This is a genomic window from Nocardiopsis sp. NPDC055551 (assembly GCF_053619415.1).
Map to the genome: position 1 here is coordinate 188,956 of NZ_JBSHJJ010000015.1, position 19,421 is coordinate 208,376.

At 70.0% G+C, this 19,421-nt stretch carries 14 protein-coding genes and 1 pseudogene; 12 read left to right on the plus strand and 3 right to left on the minus strand.

Annotated features, from left to right (window positions below):
- Window positions 1-154 precede the first annotated feature (154 nt).
- The 9 genes and pseudogenes from ACWGSK_RS25065 (at window position 155) to ACWGSK_RS25105 (ending at window position 8,404) form a co-directional block, all read left to right on the plus strand.
- Window positions 155-679 (plus strand): ATP-binding protein, encoded by a 525-nt coding sequence (locus tag ACWGSK_RS25065; RefSeq protein ID WP_452456914.1) that lies wholly within the window; start codon window positions 155-157, stop codon window positions 677-679.
- On the plus strand, window positions 676-1,077 hold the full coding sequence (locus ACWGSK_RS25070) for a hypothetical protein (protein ID WP_452456915.1): 402 nt from the start codon (window positions 676-678) through the stop codon (window positions 1,075-1,077). Before ACWGSK_RS25065 ends, ACWGSK_RS25070 begins: the two co-directional genes overlap by 4 nt.
- Before the next feature lie 381 nt (window positions 1,078-1,458).
- Window positions 1,459-2,244: an endo alpha-1,4 polygalactosaminidase gene (locus ACWGSK_RS25075; RefSeq protein WP_452456929.1), complete on the plus strand. Its 786-nt coding sequence runs from the start codon at window positions 1,459-1,461 to the stop codon at window positions 2,242-2,244.
- An 82-nt stretch (window positions 2,245-2,326) separates the two neighbouring features.
- A pseudogene (locus tag ACWGSK_RS25080) lies at window positions 2,327-2,787 on the plus strand (PPOX class F420-dependent oxidoreductase).
- 135 nt (window positions 2,788-2,922) lie between these two features.
- Window positions 2,923-3,570, plus strand: a complete 648-nt coding sequence (locus ACWGSK_RS25085) for a VOC family protein (protein ID WP_452456916.1) — start codon at window positions 2,923-2,925, stop codon at window positions 3,568-3,570.
- A 70-nt stretch (window positions 3,571-3,640) separates the two neighbouring features.
- Entirely contained in the window at window positions 3,641-5,524 is a 1,884-nt protein-coding gene (locus ACWGSK_RS25090; RefSeq protein ID WP_452456917.1) for an outer membrane protein assembly factor BamB family protein, read from the plus strand.
- A gap of 168 nt (window positions 5,525-5,692) precedes the next feature.
- Window positions 5,693-6,865, plus strand: a complete 1,173-nt coding sequence (locus ACWGSK_RS25095; RefSeq protein ID WP_452456918.1) for an SDR family NAD(P)-dependent oxidoreductase — start codon at window positions 5,693-5,695, stop codon at window positions 6,863-6,865.
- 72 nt (window positions 6,866-6,937) lie between these two features.
- A complete protein-coding gene (locus ACWGSK_RS25100) occupies window positions 6,938-7,117 on the plus strand; it encodes a hypothetical protein (RefSeq protein ID WP_358513853.1) in 180 nt (59 codons plus the stop codon).
- Window positions 7,118-7,312: 195 nt separating this feature from the next.
- Complete coding sequence (locus ACWGSK_RS25105) at window positions 7,313-8,404, plus strand: glycoside hydrolase family 5 protein (protein WP_452456919.1); 1,092 nt, start codon at window positions 7,313-7,315, stop codon at window positions 8,402-8,404.
- 53 nt (window positions 8,405-8,457) lie between these two features.
- Here the strand turns inward: ACWGSK_RS25105 and ACWGSK_RS25110 are convergent, their stop codons facing one another.
- From ACWGSK_RS25110 to ACWGSK_RS25120, 3 genes are all read right to left on the minus strand, one after another.
- Window positions 8,458-10,941 carry an ATP-dependent Clp protease ATP-binding subunit gene (locus ACWGSK_RS25110; RefSeq protein WP_452456920.1) on the minus strand — a complete coding sequence of 828 codons (2,484 nt, stop codon included), beginning with the start codon at window positions 10,939-10,941 and terminating at the stop codon, window positions 8,458-8,460.
- A 233-nt stretch (window positions 10,942-11,174) separates the two neighbouring features.
- On the minus strand, window positions 11,175-12,707 hold the full coding sequence (locus ACWGSK_RS25115; RefSeq protein ID WP_452456921.1) for an MFS transporter: 1,533 nt from the start codon (window positions 12,705-12,707) through the stop codon (window positions 11,175-11,177).
- A gap of 24 nt (window positions 12,708-12,731) precedes the next feature.
- Entirely contained in the window at window positions 12,732-13,316 is a 585-nt protein-coding gene (locus ACWGSK_RS25120) for an NADPH-dependent FMN reductase (RefSeq protein WP_358513845.1), read from the minus strand.
- Between the two features lie 98 nt (window positions 13,317-13,414).
- On the opposite strand from ACWGSK_RS25120, the gene ACWGSK_RS25125 reads away from it, so the two are divergent.
- From ACWGSK_RS25125 to metX, 3 genes are all read left to right on the plus strand, one after another.
- Entirely contained in the window at window positions 13,415-16,582 is a 3,168-nt protein-coding gene (locus tag ACWGSK_RS25125; protein ID WP_452456922.1) for an ATP-binding protein, read from the plus strand.
- A gap of 235 nt (window positions 16,583-16,817) precedes the next feature.
- Window positions 16,818-18,134 (plus strand): bifunctional o-acetylhomoserine/o-acetylserine sulfhydrylase, encoded by a 1,317-nt coding sequence (locus ACWGSK_RS25130; protein WP_452456923.1) that lies wholly within the window; start codon window positions 16,818-16,820, stop codon window positions 18,132-18,134.
- Window positions 18,131-19,273, plus strand: coding sequence for a homoserine O-acetyltransferase MetX (gene metX, locus ACWGSK_RS25135; protein ID WP_452456924.1), 1,143 nt, complete (start codon window positions 18,131-18,133; stop codon window positions 19,271-19,273). Before ACWGSK_RS25130 ends, metX begins: the two co-directional genes overlap by 4 nt.
- Window positions 19,274-19,421 lie beyond the last annotated feature (148 nt).

Below are 19,421 nucleotides of genomic sequence, written 5' to 3' on the forward strand. Positions count from 1 at the left end.
TCACCAGGTGCGGAAGGGGCTCGGCTCGCCAGAGCTGGGAACTCTGCCGGTTGTTGATCAAGGTGACCGCATGAAAACGGGCCCTGGGGGCGATAGCAGCGCCTCCAGGGCCCAGTGACAACACCAGTCCCTCTTGCCTGAGGAGAAGTGCGTCATGCCCATTGTGCCGCGTTCCCGTGCGCCCTTCCACACCCCCACCCCGCCCTTCGCCGGGCGAAGGTGGGCCGGCCGCGTCTACTCCGGTGATTTGGCCCAAGCCGCTTGGGTTCGAGAAGACCTGCGCGCCGACCTGCACCGCCTCGAAGGCCTGTGCCCTGACCAGTCCGAGACCATCGTTCTCTGTGCCAGCGAGATGTTCGCCAACGCTTGCGATCACTCCCGCTCCGGCCAACACGACGGCAGGGTCTTGCGCACCCTGTCCATGCCCACCGCCCACACCCTGTGCGTGTCCACCATCGACGACGGTGCCCGCGAAGAAGCCCCCACCCTCCCGCACATCCCGCACCAGCTCACCGCCACCGAAAGGGAGGAGGCCGAACGCGGCCGTGGGCTGTTGCTCATCGAACACCTGTCCACCCGCTGGGGGAGTCGACCGGTGGTGGACTTCCCGTTTTGTGCCGGGCTGGGCACCCTCGTATGGGCCGAATTCACCCTCACCACCACGGAGGCTGACCGGTGAGCGCCGACCCGATCTCCTCCGAGATGCGCGCGGTGCTGGAGGCACCCCGAGGCCGCCGATTCTCCCGCACCCACTCGGCACCGCCACGTCGCGAACAGCGCCGGGTGGCCCTCATCGATGAATGGAGTGCTTGGGCACCCCAACGTCCACACGAACCCACGCCCGCACCTGGCCGGCTGCCGAAACCCCTGGTCCCGCACCCCCGGCCGGCCCCTGACGACGGCCCGTGGGTGCCTCGCCCTCGACCGGAACGCCCGCCGCTCCCGCGTCGTCCCCGGCGTCCGCACAGCCACCGCAAACCCCGCCGACGCCGCCGCATCGCCTGGCCCCTGTTCGGCTACACCCTGGCCGCCTTAGCCGGTGCCTTCGCCCACCACCTCACCGCCGGATGGCTGTAACGCCACGGCTGTCCCTCAAAACCAGGGCTCCTCCGCTACCGTTGACCATAGTGTGAAGAGCCTCGAAGACTTGATCAGTCCCCTTTGCGAGGAAAGGTCTTGATGTCCAACTTTCAACAAGTTGCAGATTCGAGCATGTTCGCCGAGTAAAGGCGCAGGTCAGCGAGACTGCTCCCCGCGCACGCGGGGATGGAGGGGACCACGGCCGCGACCCAGGAGTTCTTCCGGTGAGCGGGCTACGTCCCTGTGTGTGGGGTGGGGGTCTTCGGGTGCTTGACTGGGTGAGGGGAGGCGGTTCCTTGTTCGGGGCCGACCTCTCCTTCCACTCACCGGGTCGAAGGGAAGACCACCTTGGGTGCTCGTGTCGGGCGCGCCGCGTTGATGTCCGTGGGGCTGGCCGCGTCCCTTGTGGCCTGTGCTTCCGGGAGCCCGGACGGCCTTCCCGGGGAAGGTGGCTTCGACTACCAACTGGGCGGGGCCTACCCACCGCCACCGGGGATCGACATCGTGGTGCGTGACTCCTCCGCCGACCCCGAACCCGACCTGTACTCGGTCTGCTACGTCAACGGATTCCAGACACAGCCGGGTGACCTGGACGCCTGGCGGGAAACCCCCGATCTCCTCCTTCGCGACGAGGACGGGGAACCGGTGGCGGATCCGGGTTGGCCGGATGAGTTCCTCCTGGACACCTCGACCTCGGACCGACGTGAACGCATCGCGGAGGCGCTCACCGCAACCATCGACCGGTGCGCCGAAGCGGGCTTCGACGCCGTCGAGTTCGACAACCTGGACTCCTACCTGCGTTCCGATGAAGCCCTGACCAGCGACGACAATCTCGCCCTCGCAACGGATCTCGTGGCCCTGACCCATGAGCGGGGCATGGGCGCGGCGCAGAAGAACACGGTGGAGGAAGCCGACAGGGGCAAGGAGGAGGTCGGCTTCGACTTCGCCATCACCGAATCCTGCGGAGCGTGGTCGGAATGTGACGGCTACACCCGTGTGTACGGCGAGGAGAACGTGCTCGCCATCGAATACCAGGAGGACCTGGAGGAAGCCGGAACCTCCTTCGCCGAAGTGTGCGACTCCGCTCCGCCCTCGCGGACGATCCTGCGCGACCTCGACCTGGTGTCGGAGACCGAAGCCGGCCACGTGTTCGACGCCTGCTGATCCCTCGGAACGGCACGAGGTTCGGCCGAAGCGACCCGGGTAGTTTCGGGGCTACCGAATGCATACCCGGGGAAGCGAGAACATGGCCCGCAAGATCGCCACCAACACCAAGGTCGACCGGACGAACTCCTGGACTTCGTTCGCCCCCGCCATCACGCGCTGCTCATCACCCGGAAGAACGATGGCTCACCCCAGGCCTCGCCGGTGACCTGTGGGGTCGACGTCGAAGGCCGCATCGTCGTCTCCACTTACCCCGAGCGCGCCAAGGCCCGTAACGCCCGGAAGGACCCTCACGTCAGCCTGGTCGTCCTCTCCGACGACTTCGACGGACCCTGGGTTCAGGTGGACGGCACCGCTGAGGTCCTCGATGGGGAGGACGCCGTCGAACCCCTCGTCGAGTATTTCCGGGTGATCGCGGGCGAGCATCCCGACTGGGACGAGTACCGCCAGGCGATGCGGCAGCAGGGCAAGGCCCTGGTCCGGGTCACCGCCGAACAATGGGGCCCGATCGCCACCGGAGGGTTTCCCGCCGACAAGGCCTGAACAGCCTGCCTCGCGGGGAGGCCGGAACGTACGAACGTGGTGCCGGCGCACCGTTCCGCGCACGGCACACGGGTCCGATCTCGGCCCGGGGCGCCCGGCGTCGGCCCATGCCCACCTGACAGTAAGGAACACCCGATGAGCTTTCCCGGCACCCTCGACCACCTGGTCTACGCCGTCCCGGACCTGGCGGCGGCGGTATCCGCCTTCGCGGAACGCACCGGCGTCGCACCGGCCCGGGGCGGCCGGCACCCGGTCGGTTCGGCCAACGCCCTGGTCGCCCTCACGGTGAACGGTGAGCGCGCGCCCCACTACCTGGAGATCGTCGGCCCCGATCCCGAACGCGCCGGCCCCGGGCCGGTGGAGGTATTCGGTCTGGCCGACCTGGAACGCCCCCACCTGGCGACCTTCGCGGTCCGCGTCGACGATGACCTGACCGCCGCCGTGGAGCGGGCCCGCGCGGTGGGACACGACCCCGGTGACGTCGAACCCTGGTCCCGGGCCACCCCCGAGGGTGATGTCCTTCACTGGCACCTGGCCAAACGGGAACCTGAGGCCTACCCCGCGCCGGTGCCCTTCCTCATCGACTGGGGGAGTACGCCGCAGCCCGGCCTGGGGGATCTACCCGCCCTGGAACTGTTGTCCCTGCGCGCCGAACACCCCGAGCCGGCCCGCCTCGCCCCGGCCCTGTCCGCGTTCGGCGTCGACTTGGACCTCACCAAAGGCTCCAGCCCGTTGCTTGAGGCGGTCCTGCGTGGCCCGAAGGGCGAGTTCGTCCTGCGCTGAGCCGAACCTCTAGGCTGCTCCCTGCGTACGAACGGTGACAAGCAGGGCACAAGTGGACAGGGAGTCGGGCGTGGGCGGGCGGAACGCAGGCGTGCTCGGATGGGCCGGGATGACGACCATGGCCGGGGGCGTGGTCTTGACCGCGGTCCGCCTGGCCGGGATCGATTCCGAGGCGGCGGAGGATTTCGCCATCCCTGTGGTCCTGCTGCTCTTCATGGCGTTCATAGTGCTGGTGGTGCGGATCAACATCCGACGCGACCGAGACTCCGCTCCGGCCGATGACGAAGAGAAGGGGTCCGGCGCCTCCGGTCTCGTGCTCCGGTCCTTGGCCGCCGCCACGGCCGTGGGGTTCGCCTGGTGGGCTTTCCCGACTCGATTCGTGTCATCGTCCGTGTCCGAGAGCGGCCTCTACCTCGCGGAGACGTTCGGGGTGTGGGGCGGTATCGGCGCGGTCGTGCTGGGGATTGTGCTACTGGTCTTCGCTCCCATAACGGCAACCGGTGGTGGTTGGAAGGCCCTGCTCGGTGGCCTGGTCGCCGGTGCGACGGCCCTGCTCATGGTCACTGCCCTGACCCCGGCGCTCACCACCTGGGTGGAAGTCGAACACCGGGTCGCGGCTGCGGGCGAACCCGAACCGTTCCCCACCGACGTCGCCCGGGTGGGGTGGTCCTGGGAGCCCGAACAGCCGATCCAGGATGTGGGACGCGGCCTCCGGGGCCCGGTCGTTCGGTACCGGGACGGTTTCGTCGGCCTGGACGGGGCCACCGGACAAGAGTTGTGGACCTATCGGCGCTCTTACTCCGAGATCCTCGGGTTCGGGTTCGTCCGGGGGGACGAGTCGCACGTCTATTTCATGCACCGGGAGGGCCGCGCGGCACCAGGCACCATCCTCGTGTTGGACACCGCCACCGGCGAGATCGTTCGAGAGAGGACGCTGCCCGAACACGAGGACGAGGACGCCGACTCCTGGCGGCGGCACGTGAACGCCGATCGGATGATGGAGGTCAAGGAAGACGACGGAGGCGGCTCCGTGGTGGGGTACGACCTCGACTCCGCGGAACCCGAGTGGGAGTACCCCCTGACCCGGGAAACCGGTCGCGTTTGCCTGCCCGGGGAAAGCGTGCGGACGCAACTGTACGGCGACCGTCTACTGGTCTCCCGGACCTGCCTGGACGAGGAACATTTCGACGATGGTGATCTGGAGAGTGGAGACACCGGGTTGATGCTGGCCCTCGACCGAGTGGGGCGGCCCGAGGACGCGAAGCGGACCTTGGTCGTCCTGGACACCACGACCGGTGATGAGCTCTGGCGTGCGGAAGTGGAGCCGTCCCGACGTTTGGCGTGGGACGATGCCGGCATCGTTCGGCCCAGGACGTGGAGCGATGGGGATCCCGTGGTCGCGGCCGGGGAAAGTCTGTTCGGCTTGAACACCGGAGAGCCGGTCGATGTCGTCCCCGACCATCCTGAGCAGGAGTACCACCAGTACGAGATGGCCCCCGGCACCCTGGCCGCCGACACCGAGGGTGCCGTGGTCGCCCAGAACGAGCCGGAGGCGCTCGGTCCTCGACGGCTGAAGAAGTCCGATTCCGACGGCGAGGTCGTCTCCAGCGTCGAGGTCGAGTGGGACATCGGCTACTACCTCGATGGCCCCACCGCCGTGCTGGAAGGTGCACTGGTCTCCGCTGTTAACGAGCTGAGGACGGGCGACGTCGAAGAGGCGGGGATCGAAGAGGGCGAGCGCGCCGTGCTGGCCGTCCCGACGGAGGACACCGACACCGAACGCGCGGGCACACCGCGCTGGATCCGGTTCGACGGTGAACGTCTCTTCGACCCCGACAACCGTCACGGAAGGAACAGCCAAAGTCTCGTCGCGGTCCCCGGAGCGGTCGTCTCCTACGTCGCCGCCGGGTACCAGGACGACGGCCTTCCTCCGGTCCATGGTCTGGTGCCCTGAAGTCCGGTCGAGGCGCGTTCCCGGGTTCGTCCAACTCTCGCCGGCCACGGTTTTCCCACCGAGGGCGCCGGGTACCGCAGCACCCACAACCTCCTCCCGCGAACCCGACCGAACAGGGGAACACATGTCGCACACCCGCCGCCACTCTCCTGTGGAACGGGGGCGCCCATGAGCCGCCTGAAGGGAGCCCTGGCACTGGCCGGTGCCCGGTGGGTGTGGAGCCGCTACCGTCGCCGCCACGAACCGCCGCCGTCGCCGATCCGACAGAACGCCGAGCTCCTCGCCTGGGGCGCCACGGGGGCCGCCCTGGGGGTGGGGGTCTCGGCCCTGTCCGAACGTCGCCGCGCCAAAAGCATGCGCGGCAAGGTCGCGCTCGTCACCGGTGGCTCGCGTGGTCTGGGGCTGCAGATGGCCCGTGAGTTCGGTGCCTCCGGTGCCTCGGTGGTGATCTGCGCCCGCGGCCGTGAGGGACTGGACCGTGCCGTCGCCGAACTCACCGGGCGGGGCGTGGAGGCCCACGGTGTGGTCTGCGACATCGGCGACCCGAAGGCGGTCGACGCCCTGTTGGACGCGGCCGTCGAACGCTTCGGCCGGCTGGACGTGGTGGTCAACAGCGCCGGCGTCATGCGGGTGGGCCCGCAGGAGACGATCGCCGACGAGGACTTCGCGCAGGCCATGGACATCATGTTCTGGGGCCCGTTCCACCTGTCCCGCGCCGCCGTCGAACGTATGCGCGGCACCGGCGGCACCGGCGGCACCGTCGTCAACGTCACCTCGATCGGCGCCTACCTGTCGGTGCCGCACATGCTGCCGTACTCGGTGGCCAAACGCGCCTGGGCGGCGCTGTCGGAGGGGTTGGCCGCCGAGACCGGCGGTACCGGCGTGCGGGTGCTGACCGTGGTGCCGGGTCTGATGCGCACCGGTTCGCACAAGGGCGTGCTCTTCTCCGGTGATCCCGAACGCGAGTACGCCTGGTTCGCGTTGGCGGCCGGGCTGCCGTTGCTCAGCGTGAGCGCCGAACGTGCGGCCCGCGGCATCGTGCGGGCCGCCGCGAGCGGGCGCGGGTTCCTCATCATCACACCGGCGACCCGGATCGGTTTGGCGGTGCACGGGGTGGCCCCCGGGCTCACCCAGCGGGCCCTGCGGGTGGTCGGTCGGCTGCTGCCCAGGGCACCGGGGATAGCGATGGAGCGCCATGGTTCGGAGGCCGCCGACTCCCGGATCGGTCGCCTGATCGACACCGTCGGCGTGCTCAACGATCGGGCGGGACACCGATTGAACCAGCCCTCGCGCGGGGAGAGGGGCAGGCCCCGCGACCCCGACCCCGACGCCCGATCCTGACACGGAACTCACCTCGGTCGGGCAGGACCGAGCACGAACCACCGAGACGGCCGGAGGAGAGGAGGAAGTCGGATGAGCGTGAACCTGGCGGAACGGGCCCTACGACAGCCCGACCCGATGCCACCGGACCCGTTCCCACCGGCGCCGATGCCGCCCGAACCGGTCCCGCCGGAACCGAGCCCGGACCCGGTGCCGGAGCCCCAACCGGTCCCGGAACCACCGGGGCCCGAACCCGAACCGGAACCCGCCTGAGGCGGGGTTCCACCGCTCTCATCGTGGGGCGTACCCGACCGGGTGCGCCCCACGGGGACGTCGGGGCCGATGCGAATACCCTCGGTCACCCCCCTTGACGGCCGCGCCACCACTACCTAGCTTCAATGGGAAACCTTCCTTCCGGATCCGCGTCGCCCCCACCGCGTCCGATCCGCTCCCCGCTGGAGGACAACCTTGGCGCGTCACCGTCCCACCCCCAGGCACCCCTACCGCACCCTGTCCCTGGCCGCACTGGGAGCGATTCTGCTCGGTGCCACCCTGCTCGGCAACGGTGCGTTGGAAGAGGCCGAACCCGTCGCCTCCACCACCCCGGCCTCCACCACACCCGAGACCACCGCCATCGACGAGCATGGACGGCTTCAGGTCTGCGGTATCAAGCTCTGTGACGAGAACGGCGAGACCGTCCAGCTCACCGGGATGAGCTCGCACGGTCTGCAGTGGTTCGACCACTGCCTCACCGACGCCTCCCTGGACGCCCTTTCCGACGACTGGAACGCGGACGTCCTGCGCGTGTCCATGTACATCCAGGAGGGCGGTTACGAGACCGACCCGCGCGGTTTCACCGACCGGGTGCACGAACTCATCGAAGAGGGCACCGAGCGCGGCCTGTACGTCATCGTGGACTGGCACATGCTCACCCCCGGCGACCCGAACGTCAACACCGACCTCGCACGCGACTTCTTCGCCGAGATCGCCTCGACCCACGCCGACAAGGACAACCTGCTCTACGAGATCGCCAACGAGCCCAACGGTGTCTCCTGGGACGCGATCAAGGGCTACTCCGAGCAGGTCATCCCGGTGATCCGGGACGCCGATCCCGAGGCGCTCGTGCTCGTCGGAACCCGCGCGTGGTCGTCGCTGGGCGTGTCCGAGGGCTCGGACCACACCGAGATCCTCAATGACCCGGTGGACGCCGACAACATCATGTACGTCTACCACTTCTACGCCGCCTCGCACGGGGGCGGGCACTACGACACCTTCGAGCGGGCCACCCAGGAGCTGCCACTGTTCGTCACCGAGTTCGGCACCCAGGAGCACACCGGTGACGGCGGCGACGACTTCGACTCCGCCCAGCGCTACCTCGACCTCATGGACCGGGAACAGATCAGCTGGGTGAACTGGAACTACTCGGACGACGTCCGCTCCGGCGCGGTCTTCGAGCCCGGCACCTGCGACGCGGGCGGCCCCTTCACCGGCACGGACTCGCTCAAGCCGGCGGGGGAGTGGATCCGCGACCAGATCCGCACCAGCGGCCTGTCCGCCTGATCCCACGCGACGTCGGGCCCCGAGGACCTGAAGCGGTCCTCGGGGCCCGTTGCCTATTCGGTGGCGATGGTCAGTTCGCCCACGGGATCCACGTCCACGATGATCCGGTCACCCGCTCCGACCTGCTGATCCAGCACCATGCGCGAGAGCCGGTTGCCGACGTTGCGCTGGATGGTCCGGGCCAGCGGCCGCGCGCCGAACTCGGGCTGGTAGCCCTTCTCCGCCAGCCACCGCACCGCCTCGTCGGTGAAGCGGATCGTCATCTCCTGCGCCGCCAACCGCTCCTCGGTCCGCTTGAGCATCAGGCGGGTGATCTGCGCGATCTCGTCCTCGCCCAACTGCTGGAACACGATGACCTCATCGATCCGGTTGACGAACTCGGGCCGGAACTCCTCCTTGAGCCGGCGCATCACCCGGCGCTCGGTGTCGGCGTCCATCTGCCCGCCGTCGGTGAACCCCATCGGCCCACCGCCGGTGATGACCTCCGACCCCAGGTTGCTCGTCATGATCACCACGGTGTTGCGGAAGTCCACGGTCCGGCCCTGGCCGTCGGTGAGCCGACCGTCGTCCAACAGCTGTAGCAGCAGGTTGAACACGTCCGGGTGGGCCTTTTCCACCTCGTCCAGCAACAGGACCGAGTAGGGGTGGCGACGCACCGCCTCGGTCAGCTGACCGGCCTCCTCGTACCCCACGAACCCGGGAGGGGCGCCGGTGAGCCGGCTGGCGGTGTGCCGCTCCTGGAACTCGCTCATGTCGATCCGGACCATGGCCTCCTCGGAGCCGAACAGCGCCTCCGCCAGGGCCCGGGCCAGCTCTGTCTTGCCCACACCGGTCGGCCCCAGGAACAGGAAGCTGCCCACCGGACGATCCGGGTCGCCGAGCCCGGCCCGGTTGCGGCGGATCGCCTCCGACACCGCGGTGACCGCCTCGTCCTGACCGACCACCCGGTCGTGCAGCACCTCCTCCAGGTTGACCAGCCGCTCCCGTTCCTCCTGGGTCAGCTGTGACACCGGGATGCCGGTACTGCGCGAGACCACCTCGGCGATGTCGGCCGGTTCCACCTCGGGGACGGCCGACCCGGTTCCGCGCGCCTGGTGCATGTCGCTCCTGGCGGAGTGGATTTCGTCGCGCAGCCGGGAAGCCTTCTCGTAGTCCTCGTCCTGGACCGCGCTCTCCTTCTGCTCCTCCAACTCCTTGAGTCGGGTCTCCAACTCGCGCAGCCCCGTACTGGAGGTCTTCAACCGCAACCGGACCCGCGCACCGGCCTGGTCGACGAGGTCGATCGCCTTGTCGGGCAGGAACCGGTCGGTGACGTAGCGGTCGGACAGCTCGGCGGCCGCCACCAGGCTCTCGTCGCTGAACCGCACCTGGTGGTGCGCCTCGTAGCGGTCGCGCAGCCCGCGCAGGATGTCGACGGTGTCCTCCACCGACGGTTCGGGCACCAGGATGGGCTGGAAGCGACGCTCCAGCGCCGCGTCCTTCTCCACGTTCTTGCGGTACTCGTCCACCGTCGTGGCACCGATGATGTGCAGCTCACCGCGGGCCAGCGCGGGTTTGAGCATGTTCCCGGCGCTGGTCGAACCCTCCGAGGCGCCCGCGCCGACGATCGTGTGGATCTCGTCGATGAAGATGAGCAGTTCCTCGGAGTGGGCGCGGATCTCCTCGACGATGCCGTTGAGCCGCTCCTCGAAGTCGCCCCGGTAGCGGGTGCCCGCCACGATCCCGGACAGGTCCAGTTGGACCAGGCGCCGACCGCGCAGGACGTCGGGGACGTCGTCGTCGAAGATGCGCTGGGCGATGCCCTCCACGATCGCGGTCTTGCCCACGCCGGGGTCACCGATGAGCACGGGGTTGTTCTTGCGCCGCCGGGCCAGCACCTCGATGCACTGTTCGACCTCGTCGTCGCGGCCGACCACGGGGTCCAGACGCCCCTCGCGGGCGAGCGCGGTCATGTCGGTACCGAACTCGTCCAGCGTCGGCGTCCGCGACGGCTCGGCTTCGGGTTGTTCGGCGGAAGGCGCCGGCCCGGCCGCGTTCTGTAGCGACTCGGGGTTCACACCCTGGTCGCGCAGTAGCTGACCGACCGGGTGGTCGGGGTTGACCGCCAACGCGAACAGGATGTGCTCGGGCACGATGGCGGGACTCCGGGTGGCCCGGGAGATCTGCAGGGCGTCGAGCAGTGCCCGCTTGGCCGACGGGGTCAGCCGGGCCGACCCGCGCACCGCGCGCGGGGCCTGGGCGACCGCCTGTTCGATGACGTCCTCCAGTGGCTTGGCGTCCGCTCCGGCGCGCTCCACGAGCTTGCGGGTGGGCGGGTAGTGCAGCAGCGCCCACAATAGGTGGACCGAGTCGACGTCGGCGCCGCCGTTCTCCAGCGCGCGCCGGGCGGCGGCGTCGGCGACCTGGCGGGCCTCGGGGCTCATCAGCTTGGAAAGGTCGACGCGGCGGACGGGTCCGCGGGCGCCGAGGAACCTGGCCAGGAACTCGTCGAAGGACCCGGGTTCTCCACCCGGGCCGTCCGGAAAGTCGTTCGTCATCAGATCGTCTCGTCCCTCGTGCATGTGGTGACAGGCCGCGGTGGTGGCGTGCTCGCCCTGGCGAGCAAGTGCTTGTCGGGCGGTGGCGGAGGCCCGGCGAGGCCGTCCGCCATCCCTGTCTCCACACTCCCCAGGACCCCCACGGCCCACACGTGCAAGGCGGGGTGGTTCGGGTAACCCACCGGTAAGGGGGTCACCATGGAACGCGTCGACCATCTCCCCGACGTAGGGGGTCAACCGACCCGTTCCACGGCCTCCTCCGGTTCGTTCGCACGGTGTCCGCGCAGCACCGCCATCATCACCACGGCCGCGACCGCCAACAGGACACCGCCGGCCCCGGCCGTCACCTGAAGGCCCAGCCCGAACGCCGACGCGGCGGCCTCCCGCAGGGCGGCCCCGGCCGTTGAGCCCAGGTCGTCGGCGGTCGCCAGGGCACCGCCGATACTTCCCCGAGCCGCCTCGGGAACGTCACCGGTGAACGCCCCCGACAGACTCGTGCGGTACACGAGCAGGCCCAGACTGCCCATCAACGCCAACCCCAGCGTCTGTCCCAGGCCCGCGGCCACGTCGGTGACGGCCGAGGCCGAACCGGTGCGTTCCATCGGCACGGAGGACAACGCCAACTGGCTGCCGAGCGTCATCGCCGGAGCGCCGCCGATCGAGGTCACCGTGGTGCCCAGGATCAGCGGCCAGGCGCTGCCCGTGCCGGCTCCCCACAGGATCGTCGCCAACCCGGACACGGCCACCAACATTCCGCCGCCGACCACCACGCCGGTGGTCAGGAATCGGATCAACACCGGGGTGAGCATCGTGCCCACGAAACCGGCCACCGCGGGCACGATGAGCAGCGCTCCCACCAGGCCGGGGGAGATCCCCAACACCGACTGTAGGTACTGCACCAGGAACAGGTCCGTGCCGGCGGCGGCCAGCAGCATGAGGAAGCACATCGTCACCGCCAGCACGAAGATCGGGCGGGCGAACATGCCCGGGTCCATCAACGGGTCCTTCAAGCGTCGCTGCCGTCGCACGAACCACCACAGCAACGCCGAACCCACCACGACGGCGGCGAGCAGCGACGGCCGCGATCCCTGCGCGGCGAGTTCCTGGAGCCCGTACACCAGCAACACCAAAGCCACCGTGGACGACAGCACGCTGGGCACGTCCATGCGCCCCGGATTCGGGTCGCGGTACTCCGGTAGCAGGAACGGCAGGGTGACCAGCGCCAACAGTGCCACCGGAACGTTGACCAGGAACAGCGAACCCCACCAGAAGAACTCCAGCAGCAGCCCGCCCAGGGGCGGCCCCAATGCCATGCCCACGGAGAACGCGCTCAGGTTCAGTGCCACCGCCGTGGCGAACTGCCCGGGGTCGGGGAACATCGACCGCAACAGCGACAGTGTCGACGGGGAGATGGTCGCCACCGACGCGCCGATCAGCGCCCGCGCCACGATCAACGTGGCCGGGTCGGGGGAGAACGCCGCCAGGGTGGAGGATGCCGCGTAGGCCGCCAATCCGATCAGTAGCAGGCGTCTGCGTCCCACCCGGTCACCGAGCCGGCCCATGGTCAGGACCAACCCGGCGCCCAGGAGCTCTCCCACGTGCAGGATCCACAGGGACTGGGTGGCCTGTGGTTGCAGGTCCGCGCCGATCGCCGGCAGTGCCAGGAACAGCACGGACACGTCGTTGGCCATCATGAAGATGGGCAGGGTCAATACGGCCAGACCGACCCAGGCGGCCCGGCCGGCGCGGAGTGGATTCTCTCTCACGGAACTCATGGTTCGCCTTCCGGGTCAGGCGGGATGCGGGGTGAGGGAACGACGATCGCGCAGCGCGTGCGCCCACCAGGTGAGCTGGTCGAGCATGCCGTGGGCGGCCTGCGCCGCCCCCTTGCTCCGCTCATCGTCCGCGGGCCAGCCACCGTCGGCGTCGAACAGTTCCCAGAAGTCGGCGACGTGGACGCAGTCGCGCACCGGGACCGCGCACAGCTCCCCGAAGACCGGACGCAGTTGCTGCACCGCGTGGGCACCGCCGGAGATCCCGCCATAGGAAACGAAACCCACCGGTTTGGCCGCCCACTCGTCGTGGAACCAGTCGATGGCGTTCTTCACCGAGGCGGGAAAACTCCGGTTGTACTCGGGTGTGACGAGGACGAACGCGTCGGCCGCCGCCAGACGTGGACCCAGCGCCGCGACGTCCGGGGGGAGCGGGGACTCCTCCACCATGCGCAGCGGCAGGTCCACGTCGGCCAGGTCGACCACCTCCACCTCCATGTCCGGGCGGGCGCGGGCCAGCCGCACGAACCACCGGGCGGGTGTGGGCCCGAACCGGCCCTCGCGCACACTGCCGACGATGACGACCATCCTGAGCGGTCCCATGTTCACCACATTCCTTCTCGGGCTCTCGATCGATCGCCCCCACCCTCGTCCGAGCCGCACTCGGAACACCCTCGCCTCGCACTCGGTACGGTGAGTGCATGCGTTTCGGTGTGCTTGGACCACTCATCGTCCGGACCGATGACGGTGCCTCCGTCGACGTCCCCGAACGCAAGGTGCGCGTCCTGCTGGGGGCTCTCCTCCTGGCCCGCGGACGCCTGGTTCCCGTGGACACCCTGGTCGACCACCTGTGGGGGTTCGGCGACGCGCCGCTGCGACCCGATCGGGCCCTGCAACGCAAGGTGTGGGCTTTGCGCAGCGCCTTGTCGGCCGCCGAACCCGACGCGGGGGAGCGGGTCCGCTTCCGCTCGGCCGGCTACCTGCTCCACACGGCGGAGGAAGCGGTGGACGCCGAACGGTTCCAGGTGCTGGTCGCCCGGGCCCGCGCCGCCGAGGACCCGGGTTCACGCGCCGGACTGTTCGCCCGGGCCCTGGAGCTGTGGCGCGGTCCGGCTCTGGCCGACCTCGCGGACGAGACGTTCACCGAACCCGCCCGGGCGCGCCTTGAACAGGAATGGCTCACCGCCACCGAGGAGTACGCCCTGGCCCGCCTCGACCTGGGTGAACACCGGCAGGTCGTGCGGGACCTGAGCGAACCGCTGGCGGAGAATCCCCTGCGCGAGCGCCTGGTCGCCGCACGGATGCGTGCCCTGAACGAGGACGGACGTCGGGCCGAGTCCCTGCGCCTCTTCGCGGACCTGGCGCGCGGGCTTCGTGAGGAGTTGGGCGTGGACCCCGGCCCCGAGGTCACCGACCTGCACACACGTATCCTCCGCCAGGAATCCGGCGGTGGTGGGATCCCTCGGCGACGCCTGCCCAGGCCCCTCACCGAGATGCTGGGGCGAGAGGACGACCTGAGCCGGATCCGGTCCCTGCTGGCCCACGAACGACTGGTCACCCTCACCGGGTTCGGCGGGGTCGGCAAGACCCGTTTGGCCACCGCCCTGGCCCACGAACTCGACGGTGACACCCACATGGTCGAGTACGCCGCGCACGCGAGGGGAGCCGATCCGGCCGAGGTCCTCGCCCGTACCCTCGGTCTCCGGGACGAGGGCGAGGGCGGGACCCGTGAACGCCTCGTACGCGGACTGACCGGCCAGGACACCCTCCTGGTGCTCGACAACTGCGAACACCTCCTGGAACCGATCGGTGACCTGGCCGCCCACCTGCTCGCCCGCCTGCCCGACCTGCGCGTCCTCGCCACCAGCCGCGAACCCCTCGGGGTGCCCGGCGAACACCTGCACCCGGTCGGCCCGCTGCCCGTCCCCCCGTCCGTCTCCGACCCCGCCGAAGCGCACGAGTACGCCGCCGTGCGACTCTTCGTGGCGCGCGCCCGCGCGGCCGGCCCCGGGTTCGAGCTCACCGAGACCAACGCCCCCGACGTCGCCCGACTCACCCGCCGACTCGACGGCATCCCCCTCGCCCTGGAGTTGGCCGCCACTCGGATCCGGGCCCTGGGCGTGCACGGGGTGCTGTGCCGCCTGGACGATCGTTTCCGGCTCCTGGCCACCGCCCAGCGCCACCTTCCCCCGCGCCAGCGCACCCTGCGCGCCATGATCGACTGGAGTTGGGACCTCCTCGACGAGCGGGAACGGGTCCTGCTGCGCCGCCTGTCGGTGTTCACCGGCGGCTGGCACCCCGAGGACGCCGAGGCGGTCTGCGCCGACCCCGACCACGATGTGCTCGACCCCCTCACCCGTCTGGTCGACCGCTCCCTGGTGGCCGCCACCGTCGACCCGTGCACCGGCGAAATCCGCCACCACCTGCTGGAGTCCATCGCCGACTACGCCCGCGCGCGTCTGGCGGAGGCGGGGGAGACCCGAGCGCTCAGGGACCGGCACGCCCGCCACTTCTCCCACCTGGCCGAGGAACAGCACGCCACCCTCTTCGGTCCGGACCAAGGGCGGGGTATCCGGCGTCTGGACGCCGAGGCGGCGAACCTGTACGCGGCCGTGGACCACGCGGTCGCCGTCGGCGAAGCGAAGACCGCCCTGGAGACGGCGGGCGGTCTGACCTGGTCCTGGTACCTGCGCGGCCGCTATCGGGAGGGGTTGCGCGTGCTCACCCTGGCCCGCGTCGTCGACGGCGCCGACGCCCACCCGGGACTCCACGCGACGGTCGAGGCCACCACCACCGTGTTCGAGATCCTCAACGACATCGGCCACGACCACGCCCAACGGGCCCGCGCCGCCCTGGAGTCGGGCCCGGAAACACCCCTGATCCGGGCCCGACTGGCGTTGATGCTCGGGCTCGCCCTGCAGAGCCGGGGCGATCAGGACGTCAGCGAGGAACTCGTCGGCCTGGCGCCGGCCACCTTCCGCGAACACGGTGACGATTGGGGCCTGGGCGCCGCGCTGGTCGCCCAGGCCTCCCACACCCTGGGGCGCGGCGACCTCGCCCGCGCCGAACGGCAGGGCCGTGAGGCGCTCGACCTGTTCGAGCGACTCGGCGACTCCTGGGGTGGGATGAACGCCCGTGGGGTCCTGGCGGTCCTCGCCGAGATCCGGGGCGAGTACGGGCGTTCCCGTCGTCTGCACGAGGCCGCCCTGGCGGACGCCGAGGAACTGGACCTGACGGTGGAGGTCGCCGGATCGCTGTCCGGGCTGGGACGTCTGGCCCTGTTGGAAGGCGACCTGGACCGCGCCGACGCGCTCCATCGCCGCTCGGCCGACCTGGTCCGGGGCCAAGGCGGTATCGCCGAACGTCAACACGCCCAGATGGGACTGGCGCTGTCCGCCCGCCGCAGGGGCCGGCTCGACGAGGCGGAGGCCTATCTGACCGAACTGGTCGACTGGTCGCGGCGGGTGCGGTGGTGGCCCGGCACCGCGCTGACCCTGTGCGAACTGGGGTTCGTCGCGGAGTTGCGCGGGGACGCCGATGAGGCGCTGCGCCTGCACACCGAGGGGTTGGTCACGGCACGCGGCACCGATGACACGCGAGCCATCGCCCTGGCCCTGGAGGGGATCGCCGGGGCGTACACGCTCACCGGACGCCTCGAAGAGTCCGCACGTCTGCTGGGCGTCGCGACCCGGGCACGCGAGTCCTCCGGGGCGCCCATGCCCGCCGCCGAACGCGGCGACGTCGACCGCGTCGAAACGCTGTTGCGCGCCGACCTGGATGAGGTGGCCTTCGAAAAGGCATTGCGGGAGGGCCGTGGGAGTGCCCTGCCACAGGTGGTCGCCGAGTTGATCGGCGATGCCGGCCGGTGATCCCGAAGGCCCACCTGAGAGGATGGGCCCCATGAACAGCGTGGGCGCGCGGCCTCAGGACGCCTGTTCCCGGCGATCCCCTCTCTGGTCGTCAGTGCCGACCGAATCTGAATGATCACTGTCACAGGAGGAGAACACTGCGGACTTTGTGTGACTACTGGCCACCTGACCGGTGTCGATGCTAGCCTCGCGGTGATTCCCTACCCATTCGGTCTGTTTTTGTAGGAGTCCGTTCTTGAGCACCGACAGCACCAACGAGCAGTCCTGGTCCTTCGAGACCCAGCAGATCCACTCCGGGGCCGAGCCCGACCCCGCCACCAACGCGCGGGCGACGCCCATCTACCAGACGACCTCCTACGTCTTCCGGGACACCCAGCACGGTGCGGACCTGTTCAGTCTGGCCGAGCCGGGCAACATCTACACCCGGATCATGAACCCCACCCAGGACGTTCTGGAGCAGCGTTTGGCCGCCCTGGAGGGCGGTGTCGGAGCGGTCGCCTTCGCCTCCGGCTCGGCGGGGATCACCGCCGCGATCCTCAACCTCGTCAGCGCCGGCGACCACATCGTCTCCAGCCCCCTGCTCTACGGCGGGACCCACAACCTCTTCCAGCACACACTGCCCAAGCTCGGCGTGCAGGTGTCCTTCGTCGAGGACCAGAACGACCCCGAGGCGTGGCGCGCCGTCACCCGCCCCGAGACCAAGCTCTACTTCGCCGAGAGCCTGGCCAACCCCGGCGGTAACGTCCTGGAGGTGCGCGCGGTCGCCGACACCGCCCACGAGGTGGGTGTCCCGCTGATGGTGGACAACACCGTTCCCACGCCCTACCTCCTGCGGCCCATCGAGCACGGCGCCGACATCGTCGTGCACTCGGCCACCAAGTTCCTCGGCGGCCACGGCACCACCGTCGCCGGTGTGGTCGTGGACGCCGGCACCTTCGACTTCGGCGCCCACGGCGACCGCTTCCCCGGTTTCGTCGAGCCCGACCCCAGCTACCACGGCCTCAAGTACTGGGAGGCCCTCGGCCCCGGTGCCTTCGCCGCCAAACTGCGGGTCCAGGTGCTGCGCGACACCGGCGCGGCCATCGCCCCGCTCAACTCCTTCCTCATCCTGCAGGGCATCGAGACCCTTTCCCTGCGCATGGAACGGCACGTCGCCAACACCAAGGCGCTCGCCGAATGGCTGGAGTCCCGCGACGAGGTCGAGCGCGTCCACTACGCCGGCCTGCCCTCCAGCCCCTTCTACGAGCAGGCGCAGAAGTACCTGCCCAAGGGCGCCGGAGCAGTGCTCTCCTTCGAGTTGCGCGGCGGAGTGGATGCCGGGCGCGCCTTCGTCGACGGCACCGAGCTGTTCAGCCAGCTGGTGAACATCGGCGACGTGCGCAGCCTCATCGTTCACCCGGCCAGTACCACGCACAGCCAGCTCTCTCCTGAGGCGCAGGCCGCCGCCGGGGCCACCCCCGGGCTGGTCCGTCTCTCCGTCGGGCTGGAGCACATCGACGACCTGCGAGCCGACCTCGAACTCGGTTTCCGGGCGGCCAAGGCTCACCAGTGACCGAGCGATCCGATGCTTTCGCCTCCCGTCCCCACCACGGTGGGTGGCGGGAGGGTGATCCGGTGGGCGAACGCCGCTGGGTCCACATCGAGGAACCCTTGGAGCTGGAGTCGGGCGAGCGGCTACCGGACGTACGTCTGGCCTACCAGACCTGGGGGCGCCCGAACACCTCGGGCACCAACGCCGTCCTGGTGCTGCACGCCCTGACCGGCGACGCCCACGTGACGGGTTCCGTCGGGCCGGGGCAGCTCAGCCCCGGCTGGTGGGAGGGGGTGGTCGGCCCCGGGCTCGCCCTGGACACCGACCGCTACTACGTGGTCGCCCCCAACGTCCTGGGCGGTTGCCAGGGAAGCACCGGACCCTCCTCGATCGCCCCCGACGGGCGGCCCTGGGGAAGTCGTTTCCCACGCATCACCCTGCGCGACACCGTACGGGCCGAAGAGCACCTGGCCGCCGAACTGGGCATCGACACCTGGGCGGCGGTCATCGGCGGATCCATGGGCGGCATGCGTGCCCTGGAGTGGGCGACCACCCACCCCGACCGGGTGCGTGGCGCCCTGATCCTGGCCTGCCCGGCGGCCACCACCGCCTGGCAGATCGCCTGGGCCGCACCACAACTGCGCGCGATCCAGACCGACCCGAATTGGGCCGGAGGCGACTACCACGACACCGACCGGGGCCCGGTGGACGGACTCGGTGTGGCCCGCCGCATCGCGCACGTCACCTACCGGGGTGCCGAGGAGATCGACACACGTTTCGGCCGCGACGCCCAAGGTGACGAGAACCCCGCCGAGGGCGGCCGGTACGCCGTGGAGTCCTACCTGGACCACCAGGCGGGCAAGCTCGTCGGTCGCTTCGACGCCGCGAGCTACGTGCTGCTCACCCAGGCGATGAACGGTCACGATGTCGGGCGTGGGCGTGGTGGCGTTCCCGCCGCGCTCGCCCGTATGCCCGAACGGACCATCGTCGCGGGCGTGACCAGCGACCACCTGTACCCGCTCGCCCAACAGGACGAGATCGCCCGCATGCTCCCGGTCCCCGGCCGGGCGCGAGTGATCGATTCACCTTACGGGCACGACGGTTTCCTCATCGAGGCCGCTCAGGTATCAGGCCTGGTCAAAGAGCTTTTGGAGGGTTAAGCCTGGGCGGTGGGTCGGGGCATCTGGCCTCGCCTGTCGTCGTCGGGTGTGTGGGTGGGGCGCCTCGGGTAGAGGCTCTTCCGGTGGTCTGGCGGGGTGGGGGTGGGTTCTCCCTCCTTCCCCGCCGCGTGATTGTTGCCGCCCGCAC